Origin of the sequence: Pseudotamlana agarivorans (assembly GCF_018860245.1) — a bacterium.
Classification (GTDB): domain Bacteria; phylum Bacteroidota; class Bacteroidia; order Flavobacteriales; family Flavobacteriaceae; genus Pseudotamlana; species Pseudotamlana agarivorans_A.
Genome location: NZ_JAHKPD010000020.1, coordinates 33347 through 52376 on the forward strand (window position 1 = coordinate 33347; position 19030 = coordinate 52376).

The following is a 19030-nucleotide window of genomic DNA, read 5'->3' on the forward strand; positions in this document are numbered from 1 at the left end:
ACACATTGATTAAGAATTTTTGTTCCTTTTAAAAGTGTTTTTATGTCTCATGAATAATTGATGCGTCCATCCTGTACAAGCAAAAACGATTATGGTTCCTAAGGTTGAAGCTATAATTATAGGCCAAAAAGAGGCTTGGATTAAATCCAAATACAACATAATCGCAACACCTGGTGGCACAAAAAAGAAGGCCATATATTTGGTTAAAAAGCTACTTAATCCGTTAACCCATTTTAATTTAACCCACCCCATTTCTAAGGAAACTGTAAGTAGTAACATGCCGATAATACTGGAGGGCATCTTTATTCCTGTTAGATGAACAACAACTTCTCCAAAAAGTAAACAGCCGAGTATGATTACCACTTGTCTCATAGCATAGAAATGAATATTATAAATTGTTTAGTTTTTTAATGATGGGTCTAATCTTTAAGGTCTAACGCTTCATTATCCTGATTTTCTAAAGTCTCATGCGATGCATCTTTGGGTTTAGTTTCGGTGGTATTTAGTGTTTCTGTATTAGACATTTTGGTTTCTGTAAAAAAAGACTTGTAAGTACTTAGCCCCAAGGCTAACAATGAAAGTAAAATAGAAAATTGAATAATTTTTTTGACTTCACCCGTCTTTTTAGATAAATAAAAAGCGATAAATCCAAAAATAAGTGCTGCTAGAGTGGGGTAAATAGCAAAGTTTGAGCTTGGTAAAACCGCTAATACACTAGCTAAAACAGCCATGATAAATGCAAGAATAGTGCATATTTTTTTCATTTGAATTGTTTTTAGTTTTAATTATTGAAACAAACTCACTTCACTATAATTGGTTTCAAAACGATTTATTTTGTGTGCTATCAAGCTCTATATTGGCATCAAAAATACAATGTCTTGTTTTATCTCACTAATTTTTAAACCATCTAAATACGAAGTATGACACATAAATTTACGCATAAAAAAAACAGCATTAAAAAAGTAATGCTGTTTTTAGGGTTCTGAAAGTTTTCAGAATATTGTAAATGCGTGAATTAACTGTTTAGCATTACAGGCATGACAAGCATGGTTACTTGCTCACCTTCATCTAAACCATCAACAGGTGTTAAAATACCCGCGCGGTTAGGCATGCTCATTTCTAATTGTACATCGTCTGCATTTAAGTTGTTAAGCATTTCGGTTAAAAAACGTGAGTTAAAACCAATTTGCATATCATCACCTTGATAATCACAAGTTAAACGCTCCTCTGCTTTGTTGCTGTAATCAATGTCTTCCGCAGAAATATTAAGTTCGGCACCAGCAATTTTTAAACGAATTTGATGCGTTGTTTTGTTAGAGAAAATGCTAACACGACGTACCGAGTTTAAAAATTGATTTCTGCTAATCACTAATTTGTTCGGGTTTTCTTTAGGAATTACCGCTTCATAATTAGGATATTTACCATCAATTAAACGACAAATTAATTCTGAGTTTTCAAAAGTGAACTTCGCGTTAGATTCGTTGTATTCAATAGAAACTTCATCTTCACTAGCTGCTAAAATACCTTTTAAAAGATTTAAAGGTTTCTTAGGCATAATGAATTCAGCCACTTGATTTGCTTTAATATCTTCTCTTGTATATTTAACTAATTTATGCGCATCGGTAGCTACAAATGTTAGTCCTTCAGTAGAAAACTGAAAAAACACGCCACTCATTACCGGACGTAAATCATCGTTTCCAGCCGCAAAAATAGTTTTACTAATCGCTGTGGCAAGTACATCGCCAGTAACCACTGTTTTACTAGGGTCTTCTAAGGCAACAGCTTTTGGGAATTCTTTACCATCAGCGTATGCTAAGGCGTATTTACCATGGTTTGAGCTAATTTCAATGGTGTTATTATCTTCAACAACAAAAGTTAAAGGTTGCTCAGGAAAGGTTTTTAAAGTATCTAATAATAAACGAGCAGGTATCGCAATGCTACCTTCGCTATCACTTTCAACATCTAATTTAGAAGCCATAGTCGTTTCTAAATCACTAGCAGAAACTGTAAGTGCGTTATGGTCTAATTCAAATAAAAAATTATCTAAAATAGGTAAGGTGTTTGAACTGTTAATTACACCACCTAAAACCTGTAATTGTTTTAATAAATAAGTACTTGATACTATAAATTTCATGTGAGGATATTATATTTTCTAAACGGATTGTTAATGTGTTTTTAGAGATTTACAGTTTTGTAAATCAACTAATAACTTTGTGAGCATTAAACAAATGGCTTAGTTTTTATTGTCATTATGCTTCATACAAATATATTCTAAACGGCTTATATTTGGAAACAAACTTATTAACATTTAAGCGGCGTATTTTTTCTTCCTAATGTAGTTAAAGGCAAAACCAAAAATAGCTAATAAAACCAATGGTAATAGGATATTAATGAGCTGCCACTTGGTTTTTTCTTCAGTTATTTTTTGCTGATTTAGGAAGGTTACTGCGATATCCTTCGATCGAATGTTTATAAGTCCGTTATCATCTAAGAGATAATTAACGGCATTAAGCAAAAATTCTTTGTTACCATAGGTTTGCCCAGTCCATCGGTCGAAACCTAATTCCTGTGGCGTATTCCTAATCACATCATTTTTTATAATGTCACCATCTGCAATAATAATCATCTTGGTAGGAATACTTTTATCTTTGGTTTTGGAGCCCTTAAACGGTTTTATACGATTACTGTAAACCGATTGAAATTCGCCTTCTAATAGTACGGCTAAATTTTGGTTTCCGTCGTTAAAAACTTGGGGGTTTTGTTCTTTAGTAACCAGTTCTAAACTTACTTTTCGAGGTGTGCCTTCTAGCTTAGTTAAAGGGGCCGACTGTAAAAGTATCGTTTTGCTGATATTATTTTTAAGCGTGTCAATTTGGTTCGAAAAATCAAACTTAACTAAGTTAATATTATTCACAATGGGATGGTCGCTATTGCTGCCTGCTAATGGGGAATAAGGCCATTGTAAATGTTGAAATTGAGATTGACTACCTTCACCCATAGCTAACGTAATTGGTGCCGAATAAAGCGTACTCACTATTTCTGGATTGATACGAGCCCCGTATTTAAAAAAGAAATCGGTTAAGTTTAAATCTCTTGGAATAGCAACATTGCTGCCATTAGCGTTATACAAACTATCTTTTTCCATGATAACTGCATCGATAAGCCATAAACTTTTACCGCCATTCATGGTGAATTGATCTAATACCAGTTTTTCAGCTTCCGAAAAGGCTTCTGTTGGTTTTGCTGAAATAATTAAATCGTAAGTCCCAAGATCCGAAAGCGTTTTTTGAGGATTCTTAGCAACGCTATCTAATGTGAAAGGCGCAATGAAATAATATTCACCAATTTTCTTAACAAAATCGGCTATGTATTTATCTTCAAGTTGTTTGTTACCTTTTAGGATGGCGATTTTTTGTTTTTTCGGACGTGTAAGTTTACTAAAACCATCCGCGAAAGCGTATTCTAAATGCTGTACAGAGTTTGAAACCAATTCTTGTTGTGTCGCACCAATTTTATTTTTTACTAGCGGAATGGTAACTGTTTGGTCCTTGTAACTGGCTAAAGCCCAGGGAAAAATGATAGCTTTAGATGATTTTCCACTTTCGGTAACACTCAATTGCATTGGTGTTAATCCGCGTTGTGTTAATTGTTGAATATTACGCTCGCGAGTAGCGTCATCTTCAATCGGGTTTATAAAGTTGAAAATGATGTTGTTGTTTTCGGCCGAAAACTCCTCAAGAATTTGTTGTGTTTCTTTCTTTAAGCGCCTAAATTCAGAAGGGAAATCATCGCCTTCTAAAAACACATCAACGATAATTGGAGCTTCGATATCTTCAATGAGATTTATGGCAGAAGGACTTAAAGTATAGCGTTTGTCTGATGTTAGGTCAAAACGTTCAAAAACTTTGCTGCTTAAAAAGTTAATCGCAATTAAAGCGATAACAAGAATTAATATGTGTTTTATATTACTATTCAAAGGTCTTTTCTAATTGATAGGTTCTTAGCGCGGTAACTTTATCGTCTTCAAAATTTAGTTCAATACACTCCTGACTGTTATTAAAAGCTCCAGGTTCGAAGCCTAAATTATAATTCCATTTTTCAGGAGAATTTGCTTTTAGGTTATCATCCCAGCCAAACCATTCACTTGCACCAAGAAGATTTTTTACTTCTTTTTTTTGCTTTCCGATAAGGAGGCTATCTTGAATGATATTATCTAACATTTCAAAACGTAATTCCGGATTTTTTTCCCAGGCTTTGGCATTAAAATATTTCTCATGATGGTAGTTACTAAATATATTAACAATTGGATAGAATATATAAAAATAGGCTAGTGGAGCCAAAACCAAGCTCACCAAAAAAGTAAGCCATTTACGCTTATCTATGGTGTTTACAAACAACCAAACTAGCACAAATACGACTAGCATTGAAATGATAAAAATGGGTGTTAAAATCATGCGTTGGCTTTATTCAAATTTAGTTTGGTTAACATTAAAAAGAAAATGGTTACACTAACAAAATAGATGATATCACGGGTGTCTAGAACGCCTCGACTCATGCTTTTAAAGTGAGCACTCATACCTAATTGATTTATAAAATCAGTAGAAGCGAAATCGGCAATCCCTTCAAAACCAATATAAAACAAAAAACAAATAAAAACGGCTGTTATAAAAGCCACAATTTGATTATCTGATAATGTAGATGAAAACACACCAATGGCGGTATAAGCAGCCACTAAAAATAGGAGTCCGAAATAAGACCCTAAAGTACTGCCCATATCTAAGTTGCCAACAGGGTTTCCTAGTTGGTAAACCGTGTAAACATAAAGTAACGTTGGTAAAAGTGCTATTAAAATAAGTAAAAAGGCTCCGAAATATTTCCCTAAAACAATGTTGAATAAAGAAATGGGTTTGGTAAGTAATAACTCTAGAGTACCTTGTTTCTTTTCATCTGAAAAACTACGCATGGTAACCGCTGGAATTAAGAAAATTAAAATCCATGGCGCTAATAAAAAAAACGAGGATAACTCTGCAAAACCATAATCCATAATATTGAATTCTCCTTTAAACAACCATAGGAAAAGTCCGTTTAGTGTTAAAAAAATAGCAATCACCAAGTAGCCAATAGGTGAGGCAAAAAATGAATTTATTTCTTTTCTTAAAATTGCTAACATTTATTTAGTTAATAGTTAATAGTTATTGGTTGTTAGTTGTTGGTTTTTTGATATTTTTAGTCAATAGTCAATAGTCAATAGTCAATAGTCTTCCGTCTTCCTCACAAACATAAGGTTTTAATTATTATTCGAAATCCGAAAGTTTATGAATATTTTGAGGGTATTCCACATCGTCTAACTTAATCGGATTTGGAATAAATTTAATACTTACCGAGTCCATAATTCCAAGTCCTAAAAGAGTAGAGGCGCTGCCCACTGTTTCAGTATTACTTTTATAAACGGCAATTTCTAAAAAATTCCCTGAATTAAAAACGACCAAGCGTCTACCTTCGTCGTGCCTTTTATTTTCTGGGATTTCAAAATTAACAATGTCACTGTATTTTTGATATATTTTTTTAAACGTATAATGGCGTGCAGTAATTTCAAAAGCTCGACCTTTTTGTATACTCTCAAAAAAGTTACGTTTAATATTAGTGACTACGTTACCATAATTATCAATATAAATAACGCTACCAATTATTTGAGTTTTGTCCTCTTTAACAAAAGGCTTTATGTTTTTTATAGGTTTAATTTCTGCAATTTTTTTACCAATAACATCAAGCGTTCCGCCGCGAGCAATATGGCAAGCGACTTGTACAAAAACATCTAAAACCGTAAAACTACTTCTTATTTTATCATGAATGTTAATTTCAACAATTTCTTCAGGTGCAATTTCAGAGCAAATCATGCTCATAATACCATTATTTGCACATACAAAATAATGCCCATTCAGTTTAAGGGCAATATGTTTGTTTTCAGCATTTAATTCTGAATCAATTCCTATAATATGTATGGTACCTTTAGGGAAATTATGATAGGCATTTTGAATAATGTATGCCGCTTCAGGAATGTTAAAAGGGGATACAGCATGAGAGATATCAACAATGTTTACATCAGAAAGTTCACTATAGATAGCACCTCGTGTAGCGCCAGCAAAGTAATCTTTCTCCCCAAAATCAGTTGTTAGTGTAATTATTGCCATTGGCAAATTGTTGATATGTTTTTAATGTTTGGTCGCTCAATTTTACTTAAATTTGAGAGAGACATGAATGTGATACAAACCTACAAATTTTCATTTTCGTTTTAATAAATTAAATGAAAAATGTGTGTTCTTAAAACCATATTTACTAAATTACATAGATATCATATATTGAAATAACTATACTTTTAATTTTAACCTAAAACCACGCCTTTGAACGAAATTATCATCGAACTTGAAGAGATTTCTCCAAAAGAGTTTTTTGGAGCACAAAACACGAATATTGAACTTCTAAAAAAGTATTTTCCAAAATTAAAAATTGTAGCACGAGGCACTAAAATTAAAGCGTTTGGCGATGAAGAGTTGCTAGAGGAATTTGATAGGCGTCTTACCATGCTTTTAAAACATTTCGCAAAGTATAATAAACTAGACGAAAATGTTATAGAGCGCGTTTTAACGAGCCAGAGTAGTGACGATTACAAAACCTCCGAAAAAAGTGGCGAAGTTATAGTCCACGGTGTAGGAGGTAAGTTAATTAAAGCACAAACACCAAACCAGCGTAAAATGGTGGAGCTTATGCGTAAAAACGATATGGTTTTTGCTATTGGTCCCGCAGGTACTGGAAAAACTTATACAGGTGTTGCTTTGGCCGTACAAGCATTAAAAAACAAGGAAGTTAAGCGTATCATTTTAACACGCCCGGCTGTTGAGGCTGGCGAAAATTTAGGTTTCCTTCCTGGTGATTTAAAGGAAAAATTAGATCCGTACATGCAACCATTATACGATGCTTTACGCGATATGATTGCTCCAGAAAAATTGGCACATTACATCGAAAACGGTACCATTCAAATTGCACCATTAGCCTTTATGCGTGGTCGAACTTTAGATAATGCCTTTGTTATTTTAGATGAAGGACAGAATACCACGCATGCACAAATGAAAATGTTTTTAACCCGTATGGGGAAAAACGCAAAATTTTTATTAACTGGCGATCCAGGGCAAATTGATTTACCACGCCGTACCATTTCTGGACTAAAAGAGGCTTTACTTATCCTGAAAAACGTAGAAGGTGTAGGCATGATCTTTTTAGACGATAAAGATGTAATTCGCCATAAACTCGTTAAAAAAGTGATCGAAGCTTATAAAAGTATAGAAAATGCCGATTAATTTTTTTAGAAGCATAAACCTGCTTTCCGCTATATCTTTTTCACTCTTTATACCATTACATTGGTATAAAGGGTAAAAAAGGATGCCGCTGCAATCAGGGCTAGGGCTGCATAACTTATTTTAAGATTTATCAACCAAAATGAATAACTTTGCACTTCATTTATAAAGAAAAATAAATTCTGCAACAAAAGTACCATAATGAATAATACAATAACAGATACTAATTTCAATTTTCCAGGTCAAAAAAGTATTTACAAAGGAAAAGTAAGAGCCGTTTACAACATCAATGATGAAGAATTGGTTATGGTGGCTACCGACAGGCTTTCTGCATTCGATGTGGTGATGCCAAAAGGCATTCCTTATAAAGGACAAATACTTAATCAAATTGCCACAAAAATGATGGCAGCAACCGAAGATTTAGTACCAAACTGGTTAACAGCAACACCAGATCCTAACGTGGCTGTAGGGCATTTATGCGAGCCTTTCAAAGTAGAAATGGTAATTCGTGGTTATATGTCTGGGCATGCAGCGCGCGAATACAAAGCTGGAAAACGGATGCTTTGTGGTGTGCCAATGCCTGAAGGGATGAAGGAAAATGATGCTTTTCCAGAGCCTATAATTACACCTGCGACAAAAGCTGAAATGGGCGATCATGACGAAGATATTTCTAGAGAGGATATTTTGAAAAAAGGTATTGTTTCAGAAGTAGATTATATCGTGCTTGAGGATTATACCCGTAAGTTATTCCAACGTGGTTCTGAAATTGCCGCTTCAAGAGGTTTAATTTTAGTAGATACTAAATATGAATTCGGAAAAACTAAAGACGGTAAAATAGTATTAATTGATGAAATACACACGCCAGATTCGTCTCGTTATTTCTATGCTGAAGGTTATCAAGAGCGCCAAGATAACGGCGAGTCGCAAAAGCAGTTAAGTAAAGAGTTTGTTCGCCAATGGTTAATTTCGAATAACTTTCAAGGTTTAGAAGGGCAAACGGTTCCGGTTATGAGCGATGAATATATTCAAACTGTTAGCGATCGTTATATAGAGCTTTACGAAAACATTACAGGTGAAACTTTTGTAAAAGCTGATGTTAGTAATATTGAGGAACGAATTGAAGCTAATGTTTTAGCGTATTTGAAGTAGTATAAGTTTACTTTATATATTATAAATAAAAATCTCCGTAGGTTATTCCTGCGGAGATTTTTTTTGTTTTCTGTTCAAAGTTTCAGGTTACCATTGCTTAGAAAGGAAGAGGTTTTTTCCATTCGAGTTTTTAGTTTCAATAACGTTTACACAATTCAACGCATAAACGATTAAACAAATAAACAAGCCTTCATTTTATCAATAAAAATTAATTAATATTCAATTTTTCAGTCTCCCGTACTCGGTCATCTGTTTTCCGTCAATTTCAATAACCTTCAAGTAGCTTCTCATTCCCCATTTTAACGTCGGTTACACAGTTAAACGTATAAACAGTTAAACATTACTTAAAAGCTAAAAGTGATACTGAACAATACGGTCGTTCAAGGGTTGTTCATTTCTATAATTGTTAATAGGCATATTCTCTTTAAGTTTTAAAACTTCCTCAACAGATAATATTACCGGTTCTTTAAAAACCACCCAATTGATACTTTCTGTGCAAGGCGGTGTGGTAAATGAGCCCCCGTAAGAGTAATATTCTTTGTCTTTAAGTGGAAAGCTAGACAAATCAACACTTTCATGAATTTCCTTTTTAGCCCCTGATTCTAAAGGTAAAAAGCTTTCGAAAAACTCAAACAACTGACTTTCTTCGCCTTCTTTACCTAAAATTGCTAAAACAGTCACTTTTCCAGATTTACTGGTATGCACTAAATGAATTTCAATAGGGTAAATAATGCCATCTATTTTATGCTCTGAAGGTTCATGAAAATGAATTTGCTTCAAACAATAGCGCTCATTTTTATAATCTATATAGTCTCCAGCTTCAAAGTCAAACTGAATGGAATGTCCGTTGTTTTCAACATCATTAACTATAGTATTCGGCTTGTATTCAAACTTTAGTTCATTTTCAACATGAATCGAATCGGCCTTTATATGAATGATGTTTATTGGCGATTGTTGATGTCCGTTGCAATCTGAGTTTTTTTCAATTTCGGCCCAATGCTCAGGAGATGTTTCACCATTATAACTCCAATGTTTATTCGTGTCGTGATGTTGTGCTAAAATCGGTTCCTTATGTTTTTCAAGTTGGTTACAAGAAAATGAAAATAAAGTAATAAGCACAATTAGGATGTTGTACGGTTTAGTTTGCATAACTGATTTGTTAAAATTAATTATAGTGGTAAAATTAAGCGCTATTGATCAAGTTAAAACTGACATTTGTTAGGTTTGGCTATGAAATTCTTTAAAAGTTATTAACTACAACGTTTTATTAACGGATATTACAGAATCATGTTAAGTGCCAAAAAACGGATTTTTTATTTTCTGAATGCTGTCCACTTGTGACTCAATTCTTTGTCTATTGTTTATAATATCGTTGGTTGTAATGTGTGAATACCGGTACTTAGCAGAGTCGATAATGTTGCTGGTACTACTAAGACATTCGCGCATTTGAAGGGTATTTGTAATGTCTATTTCTTTTTCCTTTTAGGCTTACTGGCTTTGGCTAGTGGGTTGAATTTTAAACATAAAGATATCCAGTAGTTTAATTCGGTTTCCGAATCAATACCAGCTTCGGTTATAAAAATATAACCACGCATTGGGCGTCCCGTAAAATCCATAGGGAGACACTCTTTTTTGTTCAATTCCGTGAGGTAGGCTTCTTCTCCTATTCGCGCCATTAATAAGCTGCTCTCACTGGTTTTGTCGATGTGAATACCACATAACATTTTATTATCTACCTTAAAACATAAGCCGCCCATCATTTTAAGTTCATCAAAAATAACATGCATATCTTTTAATTGGCGTCTTATTCTATCTGCTAAAAATTCATCGTATGCCATAGTGGTTTATTTTTTTATTTTATCGGTTGCTTTCCGTACTAATTTATAAACAAAAGCATTGGGTTTAGCATAATGAAAGGAAATAAAACAAACCACTATCATAAACATTAAAGCGCCTATAACAGCTTCAGTAGGATCTAGCGATTTGTTTAAATAACGTTTTAAGCCGTAACCAGTAAAACTTCCGTAAAGTAAAATAAAATGAATGACGTAGATAGATAAAGTCTTTTCTCCAATTTTAGATATGATAGATTGTTTTAAAAAACGCTCTAAACTATAAAAAATACTGAAAATGATTAATACATCGCCCAATCTCGAAAATAAATAATTAAAGTTGGCACTTCGTTCTAAAAGGGTAATTCCTGTAATATCAGATAAATAAAACATAAAGGAAGACGATCCATAAATAAGAAACACGCCTACTGTAAAAAATGAAGCAATAGTCAATTGTTTAAAAAGGTTTTTGTGGACATGCCTAAAAAATATTGTCGATAAGAAAGCGCCAAAAGCCGAATAACCAAACCATGGTAAAATAGTAAAAACAGAACCATTGCTTTTCGTCATATAATTCGCGAAAAATCGTGGTACATTTTCTAAAGTAAGTGTTCTATAAAGGGGCTCGGTAATAAAAATTAAACACCCAATTACAAACAGAACAATAGAGAAGATATAGCTGTGTTTTTTTAAAATTACATGGAGTCCTACAAGTAGAATTAATGATAAACCAATGCACTGCAAAACGTCTATCACCAAAAAGTAAGGATTAAAATAACCTTTAAACCAGCTAAACAGATTTGCTCTTAAACTATAACCAATTAATATGAGGAGTAAACCACGAAATATCCCTTTCTTTATTCGAGGCTTGTCGTTGCCTTTAGCATACGCTCGCAACAATAAATAAGTAAAGACCAGACCAGAAATCGTGAAAAACATTGGGGCTGTAACCCCTCTAAAGTAAGTCCAAATATTAAAAAACAAATTATTCGAATCTCTATAAATGGGGTCTAATAAAGTATCAATAAAATGCCCTTGAAGCATCATTAAAATAGCAAAAGCTCTAACGGCATCAATAAAGTACAGACGATTAGTTTGCAATAGATTTTTGTTTGGTTGCATGCAAAGATACCTTAAAAATTAAATCTCATAACGCACTTAAGATAATATATAGTAAGTAACATATGCTACTAAACTTTATCGTGTTTAAAATTATTTGATTTATAGGAATTAACATTGTAAATACTATATTAGCATTTCTTATTATTTAAATTGATATAATTGTTTAAATAATGGTGCTTTTATAATGAATTTACCAATCGTTAGAGAATAAGCATAAACCATTAAGCATGATCAGGTTTTAATAGATAAGTACTAACTAAACTCAACTAAATAATGGCAAAAAATAATGCGAAAGCCTATTGGAAAGAAAACATTAGGTACGTACTCATACTTTTGAGTATATGGTTTGTAGTCTCTTATGGTCTAGGGATTATTTTAAAAGATACACTTAACACTATTAAAATCGGCGGATTTAAACTTGGTTTTTGGTTTGCCCAACAAGGTGCTATTTATGTCTTTGTAGTTCTCATATTTGTTTATGTACGTTTAATGAATAAACTAGATAAAAAATATGGTTATGATAAATAGTTTGGCATTATTCGCGGCTATGGATGTCCAAACTTGGACCTATATTTTAGTCGGCATTACCTTTGCTCTTTATATTGGTATTGCCATCTGGTCGAGAGCAGGATCTACAAAAGAATTTTATGTTGCAGGTGGAGGGGTTTCTCCATTAGCAAACGGTATGGCTACAGCTGCCGATTGGATGAGCGCCGCGTCCTTTATTTCCATGGCTGGTATTATTTCCTTCGCTGGTTACGATGGCGCAGTTTATTTGATGGGCTGGACCGGAGGTTATGTACTTTTAGCGCTATTATTAGCACCATATTTAAGAAAGTTTGGAAAATTTACGGTTCCCGATTTTATTGGAGATCGTTATTATTCCAATACGGCACGTTTGGTAGGCGTAATTTGTGCCCTTTTAGTGTCTTTCACCTATGTGGCAGGACAAATGCGTGGGGTTGGCTTAGTGTTTTCAAGGTTTTTAGAAGTTGATATCAATACTGGTGTTATTATTGGGATGATAATCGTGCTTTTTTATGCAGTTTTAGGAGGGATGAAAGGCATCACATATACCCAAGTAGCACAATATTGTGTTTTGATATTTGCTTTTATGGTACCCGCTATTTTTATATCTATACAAATGACAGGGAATCCTATTCCGCAATTAGGTTTTGGTGGAAAGTTAAATGATGGTTCTGGCATGTATCTTTTGGATAAACTCGATGGTTTAAGTACCGATTTAGGCTTTGCGGAATACACCGAAGGTTCTAAATCGTTAGTTGATGTATTTGCCATAACCTTGGCTTTAATGGTAGGAACTGCAGGATTACCACATGTTATTGTACGTTTCTTTACCGTAAAGCGCGTTAAAGATGCCCGTAAATCAGCTGGGCTTGCGTTATTGCTAATTGCCATTTTATATACCACAGCTCCTGCTGTTTCTGTATTTGCAAGAACAAATTTAATTGAAACGGTTTCTAATAAACCGTATTTATCTATGCCAGAATGGTTTAAAAAGTGGGAAACAACAGGTTTAATAACTTTTGAGGATAAAAACAAGGATGGCACGATTCAATATTTTGCCGATAAATCTAAAAATGAATTGGTGGTCGATAATGATATTATGGTTTTAGCAAATCCTGAAATAGCACAACTACCAAACTGGGTGATCGCCTTAGTGGCGGCGGGTTCTTTAGCTGCGGCCTTATCGACAGCAGCGGGATTATTATTGGTAATTTCATCTTCGGTTTCTCACGATTTAATTAAAAAAATGATTAATCCTGATATTTCTGAAAAAGGTGAATTAATTGCTGCACGTTTATCGGCTGTAATCGCAGTTTGCGTTGCTGGTTATTTCGGAATTAATCCTCCAGGTTTTGTCGCTGCAACGGTGGCCTTGGCCTTTGGATTGGCTGCCGCATCCTTTTTTCCTGCGATTATTCTGGGGATTTTTTATAAGCGAATGAATAAAGAAGGTGCTATCGCTGGTATGGTGGTAGGTATTGCATCGATGCTATTTTACATGATGAAATACAGGTTGGGCTGGTTTGATGATACTTTACCAGATAAAAGTAACTGGTGGTTTGGTATTTCGCCGGAAGGATTTGGAACTGTAGCCATGATTTTAAATTTTGTGGTTTCTATCGTCATTATGAAATTTACACCCGCACCTCCAGAGGATGTTCAAGACATTGTAGAAAACATTAGAATACCAAGTGGAGCAGGAGAGGCCACGCATTAATAGTTGAATTGGTTAGATTTGTCTACACTTGAGTGTAATCCGTAGAAAAAAATTAGAGAAACGATATTAAATTTATAATTTGGGGAACGCTTAAATTCTGATAAAATTTGAGTTAAAAACTAAAACTAATTAGATACATGAGTAATTATCACATAAAACATTTAGAAGAATATTATCAAGTTTATAGAAAATCGATTAGAGAGCCAGAAAATTTTTGGGAAGAAGTTGCCGAAGAGCACTTCATGTGGCGGAAAAAATGGGATACCGTTTTAAGTTGGGACTTTAGTAAACCCGAAATTAAATGGTTTGAAGGGGCCGAACTTAATATTACCGAGAACTGTATTGATAGACACCTATCAACACGAGGGGATAAAACAGCGATTTTATTTGAACCCAATAACCCCAATGACCCTGCCGAACATATTTCATATAAGCAACTCCATACTAGGGTTAATAAATTTGCTAATGTTTTAAAATCTAAAGGCATTATAAAGGGCGATCGTGTTTGTATTTATTTACCAATGATTCCTGAATTGGCCATTTCTGTATTGGCTTGTGCCCGAATAGGTGCGATTCATTCGGTGGTTTTTGCAGGATTTTCATCTACAGCACTTTCTACTAGAATTAATGATAGTGATTGTAAAATGGTAATTACGAGTGATGGCTCTTATAGAGGCGCAAAAACTATCGATTTGAAGGGTATTGTTGATGATGCTTTAGAAGATTGTCCGGGAATTGAATCTGTTTTAGTAGCCAAACGTATTCATTCTGATATCGCGATGAAAGCTGGTCGTGATGAATGGTTACAACCACTTTTAGATAATGCTTCAGGCGATTGCAAAGCTGAAATCATGAACTCAGAAGACCCTTTGTTTATTTTATATACTTCGGGATCTACAGGGAAACCAAAGGGTATGGTGCATACTACAGGTGGTTATATGGTTTATACGGCATACACGTTTAAAAATGTGTTCCAGTATAGAGAAAATGATGTGTATTGGTGTACCGCCGATATTGGTTGGATTACGGGACACAGCTACATTGTTTACGGACCACTAGCAAACGGAGCAACTTCTGTGATGTTTGAAGGGGTTCCTAGTTACCCTGATTTCGGTCGTTTTTGGGAAATCGTTGAAAAACATAAAGTCACCCAGTTTTATACGGCACCAACGGCCATTCGTGCTTTAGCTAAGGAAGGTGTCGATTTAGTAGAAAAACGTGATTTGTCTTCTTTAAAAGTATTAGGGTCTGTTGGAGAGCCTATTAATGAAGAAGCTTGGCACTGGTACAACGATAATGTTGGAAAAAAGAATAGCCCAATTGTAGATACTTGGTGGCAAACTGAAACAGGAGGTATAATGATTTCTCCAATTCCTTTTGTAACACCTACAAAACCAACCTATGCGACTTTACCATTTATTGGTATCCAACCCGCACTAATGGATGAAACTGGGCAGGAGCTTAAAGGAAATCAAGTGGAAGGTCGTTTATGTATTAAATTCCCGTGGCCAAGTATGGCTAGAACCATTTGGAATAATCACGAACGTTATAAGGAAACTTATTTTTCAGCTTATGAAAATAAATACTTTACTGGCGATGGTGCTTTGCGTGACGAAGTAGGCTACTACCGTATTACAGGTCGTGTAGATGATGTTATTATTGTTTCTGGACATAACTTAGGGACAGCTCCAATTGAAGATGCTATTAATGAACACCCAGCGGTGTCAGAATCTGCAGTTGTAGGTTTCCCACATGATATTAAAGGAAATGCACTTTATGGTTACGTAATTTTAAAGGATACTGGTGAAAGTAGAGACCAGAATAATGTTCGAAAGGAAATTAATCAAATGATTACAGAGCATATTGGTCCGATTGCGAAATTAGATAAAATCCAATTTACTGTAGGTTTACCAAAAACACGTTCTGGAAAAATTATGCGTCGTATTTTACGTAAAATAGCGTGTCAAGATATTAGTAATTTAGGTGATACTAGTACGTTGTTAAACCCAGAGGTTGTTCAGGAAATTATAGATAATGCACTATAAAGAAAGTGATATTTAAATGGTTGTTTTTAGGTTGTGTTAAAGTACTCAATCCCGTCATTCTGAACTTGTTTCAGAATCTCATGACAGTAAGTTAAGTGGAATTGTCGCATAACGAAAATATTATGAAAAAACATATAGAAGCAAATCCCGAATCTGGAAAGAAATTCTATCAAGACTTTCACGATAAAGGAAAAATTGTAATGCTCAACTTATTAAAATTCAGAGAAAAAGCGGACTATACAAACTTGGCGCAAATAAAACCGGATGGAGAAGTAAGCGGTAAAGATGCCTATCAATTGTACATGAAAAATACTTTAACTGAATTAAGAAAAGCAGGTAGCCGAATAATCTATTATGGAGAAAGTAATGATTTTCTAATCGGACCTGAATCTGAAAAATGGGATGCCATTTTGATTGTTGAACACGAATCTGTATTAAAGTTTATAGAGTTTGCTCAAAACAAAGATTATTTAATAAATGCTGGCCACAGAACTGCGGGGTTGGAAGATTCTCGACTTTTACCATCAACAGAAATAGAAATGTAGATCTACATATCGTCTAAAATGCAGTGATTATTTGAGCCAGAACAAAGCTCTTAGCTTAATAGCTTTACGGTCTATGCGAAACTGTTGCTCGAATGATGAGATTCTGAATCAAGTTCAGAATGACGAGGTTTTGATATAGCTTTTTTATTTAGGAAGCAAATAACCCCAGTTAAGATGTTTTCTTTTGTCTAAACGAGAAAGGGTTTTTAAAAAAATTAAGGCAGTAATAAGCGCATCGCCAGTGGCGGTGTGCCTGTCTACTAAAGGCACATTCAGTTCTTTGGCGAGCTCATCCAAAGTAAATGGTTGGTCTTCATCCTTATAAAGCAGATGCACCGATTTTTTAAAAAGATGGCCGGTATCAATGAATTTATTTTTCAGTTTGCCTAAACCATGTCTTTCCAACATTTTATTAATCATGTTTCGATCAAAATTGGCATGATGCGCTATCAAAACATCACTTTTAATATAATTTAAAAACGATTTAATAGCGTCTAATTCGGTTTGCTTCTCAACGTTACTGTTTTTTAAAATCCCATGTATTTTTACAGATTCAGCCTTAAAGACGTCTTGTTTGATGTAAAGCTCAAGAGATTTACTGACTTCAATTTTCTTATTTATAAAGGACACCGCTCCAATAGATAATACACGGTCTTCATTGAAATCAAAACCTGTTGTTTCTGTATCAAAAGCAACGAATCTTGTTGTTTTGATGTCTTTATTCATTTGAGTTTTAAAACCTTCAAGATATTCTAACCAAAAGTCTGGGTAGTTACTTTTTTTTTCAGAAAACCAATTAAATACGCCCATGTTACATAAAGTTTTTTAAATCGAAACGTATTTTGAGTACTTCCTGGATTTCATGAACGGGTTTTAAACAACGTCTTAATTTTAGTTGCTCTTCTTTCGTGAGACTATCAATGTCTATGAATTTCCCAGAATCATTATGCAGAATGCCTTGCTTCGTTTTAAATTTAGAAAGCGCCTTAAAGGCGTAAGAGCACGAGTGGTAAAGGGCTTTACTATTCGGGTCTAAAATTGCTAATTGCTCAAAACGATCTGAAGTATTGTTTATGCCCTTGATATGGTTTTGTAGCGTGAGTAAACGTGCCGCATCTACCAACGGCATTATCGTTCTGTTTTTTATATTGAATAGGTCTTTTTGTTCTCTGCTTTTTTCAACAGCAAATTGTTTAAAGAACCCTAATGGAGATGGGTTTTTAATGGCGTCACGACCTAAAAACTTAAAAAATATCGAGGTTTGCTCTAAGGCTTTGTAAATGGCATCCGAAAGTTCTTCAGCGAGCGCATCTTCACCATAAATAGGGCTGAAATCAAAAAATATGGAAGAAAGCAGAATGGCTTTTTCATCGGGGTGTAAAATCCAATCTTCAAACTGGCTTTTCCATTGTGAAATTGAAATACACCATTTAGGGTTACTCGCCATCATATCGGCTTCACAATATTCAAAACCTACTTTATTAAGCGATTTTGTAACAAGCTTAGCCAGTTCAAGAAAGTAAGTTTGAGTTTCTTCGTATTTATCGCTTGAAACATCCTCAAAAATAATAGCATTGTCTTGATCTGTAAAAAGCATTTGCTCTTTTCTGCCTTGACTCCCTAAGGCAATCCATGAAAATTTTACTGGCGGATTAGTTGGCATTTTTTTCAATGCAATTTCTATAGCACGAACCGTAACAGCATCGTTTACTTGAGCAATAATCTTTACAATGTGGTTAACCGGAATGTTTTGTTCCAAGTAGTTTTTAAGTAAACTATTGGCTTTTAATCTCGCTGAACGTAATTTTTTTGTGCGATTTGCTCTTTTGATTTCCTTTAAAATAACCGTAGGGTTATTACCTAAAGTAGCTAAAACATCATGGTGATTTAAAACTCCCACGAGTTTCGTGTTCACTGTCCCATCTTTAGTTATACATAAATGTCCAATATGATGTTTAATCATTTGAAGCTGTCCATCGGCTACCGTTAAATCCTTTTTTGAGGTAATAACAGGGGATGTCATAATATTACTCACGGCGGTTTCAATAGGAAATAAGCCAGTTGCTATTTTGTTTTTTATATCACTATTGGTAATGATACCAACAGGTTTATCATGATCGTCAATGACTATAATACATCCAATTTTGTGATCCCTCATTTTGATAGCGGCATCTTTTAAAGTGGAGTTTAAATGACAAGTAATGGGTTTTTTTGTGTAATTGGCAGTTTGAAAGTTCACAATATCTTGCGAACTGTTAGGTAAATAATCTACAAATATTTTACCGTTTTCTTCAGCAGTATACGGGTCGTAAGCATTTGTAGCAAAAGCTGTAATTAAAAATTTATTAATGCGCGCGTTGTTTTTGGTAACAGATGTAAATTTATTAATTGGTATAGCATAAACTATAGATTCTTCATTGGCCGTAGCCGATAACTTATAGTTTTCTTTTGCAATTAATGGTCGGATACCAAAAACATCGCCGGCATCACTTATATTGATGATTTCTTGGGTGTTATCTAAGGTAGTATGTGATAATTTTACACCACCATTTCTAACCATATAAAAATCTGATTTTGCAGCATCGCCTTTACCAAATAATGTATCGCCTTTTTCCAAGTAAATTATAGAAACTTCCTTTGAAATTTCGAACAAATCCTGGGTGCTTAATAGGTTAAATGGAGGATATTTAATTAAAAAATCAAGTACGCGTTCTGCAATAGAGTTTTTCATGGGGTATGG

Annotated in this window: 18 protein-coding genes; 6 read left to right on the forward strand and 12 right to left on the reverse strand. The window is 34.3% G+C overall.

The genetic code is table 11. From position 1 onward, the window contains the following. Window positions 1-9 precede the first annotated feature (9 nt). From KO493_RS13735 to KO493_RS13765, 7 genes are all read right to left on the reverse strand, one after another. Window positions 10-372: a CidA/LrgA family protein gene (locus tag KO493_RS13735; protein ID WP_216068552.1), complete on the reverse strand. Its 363-nt coding sequence runs from the start codon at window positions 370-372 to the stop codon at window positions 10-12. 47 nt (window positions 373-419) lie between these two features. After that, window positions 420-764, reverse strand: a complete 345-nt coding sequence (locus KO493_RS13740) for an FUSC family protein (protein ID WP_216068553.1) — start codon at window positions 762-764, stop codon at window positions 420-422. A gap of 251 nt (window positions 765-1015) precedes the next feature. Further along, entirely contained in the window at window positions 1016-2134 is a 1119-nt protein-coding gene (dnaN, locus tag KO493_RS13745; protein WP_216068554.1) for a DNA polymerase III subunit beta, read from the reverse strand. Between the two features lie 174 nt (window positions 2135-2308). Continuing rightward, a complete protein-coding gene (gene gldG, locus KO493_RS13750) occupies window positions 2309-3976 on the reverse strand; it encodes a gliding motility-associated ABC transporter substrate-binding protein GldG (protein WP_216068555.1) in 1668 nt (555 codons plus the stop codon). Next, complete coding sequence (locus KO493_RS13755) at window positions 3969-4454, reverse strand: hypothetical protein (protein WP_216068556.1); 486 nt, start codon at window positions 4452-4454, stop codon at window positions 3969-3971. Before KO493_RS13755 ends, gldG begins: the two co-directional genes overlap by 8 nt. Next, window positions 4451-5170 (reverse strand): gliding motility-associated ABC transporter permease subunit GldF, encoded by a 720-nt coding sequence (gene gldF, locus KO493_RS13760; RefSeq protein ID WP_216068557.1) that lies wholly within the window; start codon window positions 5168-5170, stop codon window positions 4451-4453. The genes KO493_RS13755 and gldF overlap by 4 nt, the downstream gene beginning before the upstream one ends. A gap of 124 nt (window positions 5171-5294) precedes the next feature. Next, window positions 5295-6191 (reverse strand): SAM hydrolase/SAM-dependent halogenase family protein, encoded by an 897-nt coding sequence (locus KO493_RS13765; RefSeq protein WP_216068558.1) that lies wholly within the window; start codon window positions 6189-6191, stop codon window positions 5295-5297. Window positions 6192-6401: 210 nt separating this feature from the next. Here KO493_RS13765 and KO493_RS13770 point away from each other — a divergent pair, with 210 nt between their 5' ends. After that, window positions 6402-7355, forward strand: a complete 954-nt coding sequence (locus tag KO493_RS13770; protein ID WP_216068559.1) for a PhoH family protein — start codon at window positions 6402-6404, stop codon at window positions 7353-7355. Between the two features lie 198 nt (window positions 7356-7553). Continuing rightward, a complete protein-coding gene (locus KO493_RS13775) occupies window positions 7554-8501 on the forward strand; it encodes a phosphoribosylaminoimidazolesuccinocarboxamide synthase (protein WP_216068560.1) in 948 nt (315 codons plus the stop codon). A gap of 351 nt (window positions 8502-8852) precedes the next feature. Here the strand turns inward: KO493_RS13775 and KO493_RS13780 are convergent, their stop codons facing one another. The 3 genes from KO493_RS13780 to KO493_RS13790 all read right to left on the reverse strand — a co-directional run bounded on the left by KO493_RS13780 (window position 8853) and on the right by KO493_RS13790 (window position 11455). After that, a complete protein-coding gene (locus KO493_RS13780) occupies window positions 8853-9650 on the reverse strand; it encodes a carbonic anhydrase (protein WP_216068561.1) in 798 nt (265 codons plus the stop codon). Between the two features lie 317 nt (window positions 9651-9967). After that, window positions 9968-10339 carry a TfoX/Sxy family protein gene (locus KO493_RS13785; RefSeq protein WP_216068562.1) on the reverse strand — a complete coding sequence of 124 codons (372 nt, stop codon included), beginning with the start codon at window positions 10337-10339 and terminating at the stop codon, window positions 9968-9970. Window positions 10340-10345: 6 nt separating this feature from the next. Beyond that, window positions 10346-11455, reverse strand: a complete 1110-nt coding sequence (locus KO493_RS13790; protein WP_216068563.1) for a heparan-alpha-glucosaminide N-acetyltransferase domain-containing protein — start codon at window positions 11453-11455, stop codon at window positions 10346-10348. Between the two features lie 273 nt (window positions 11456-11728). Here KO493_RS13790 and KO493_RS13795 point away from each other — a divergent pair, with 273 nt between their 5' ends. The 4 genes from KO493_RS13795 to KO493_RS13810 all read left to right on the forward strand — a co-directional run bounded on the left by KO493_RS13795 (window position 11729) and on the right by KO493_RS13810 (window position 16290). Next, window positions 11729-11983 (forward strand): DUF4212 domain-containing protein, encoded by a 255-nt coding sequence (locus KO493_RS13795; RefSeq protein ID WP_216068564.1) that lies wholly within the window; start codon window positions 11729-11731, stop codon window positions 11981-11983. A gap of 19 nt (window positions 11984-12002) precedes the next feature. After that, window positions 12003-13700: a sodium:solute symporter family protein gene (locus tag KO493_RS13800; RefSeq protein WP_216068622.1), complete on the forward strand. Its 1698-nt coding sequence runs from the start codon at window positions 12003-12005 to the stop codon at window positions 13698-13700. 137 nt (window positions 13701-13837) lie between these two features. Then, entirely contained in the window at window positions 13838-15745 is a 1908-nt protein-coding gene (gene acs, locus KO493_RS13805) for an acetate--CoA ligase (RefSeq protein ID WP_216068565.1), read from the forward strand. Between the two features lie 122 nt (window positions 15746-15867). Continuing rightward, a complete protein-coding gene (locus KO493_RS13810; RefSeq protein ID WP_216068566.1) occupies window positions 15868-16290 on the forward strand; it encodes a DUF1330 domain-containing protein in 423 nt (140 codons plus the stop codon). Between the two features lie 144 nt (window positions 16291-16434). Here KO493_RS13810 and KO493_RS13815 read toward each other — a convergent pair whose 3' ends face one another. Beyond that, window positions 16435-17100, reverse strand: a complete 666-nt coding sequence (locus KO493_RS13815; protein WP_216068567.1) for a 3'-5' exonuclease — start codon at window positions 17098-17100, stop codon at window positions 16435-16437. Window position 17101: 1 nt separating this feature from the next. Continuing rightward, entirely contained in the window at window positions 17102-19021 is a 1920-nt protein-coding gene (locus KO493_RS13820; protein ID WP_216068568.1) for a DUF294 nucleotidyltransferase-like domain-containing protein, read from the reverse strand. Window positions 19022-19030 lie beyond the last annotated feature (9 nt).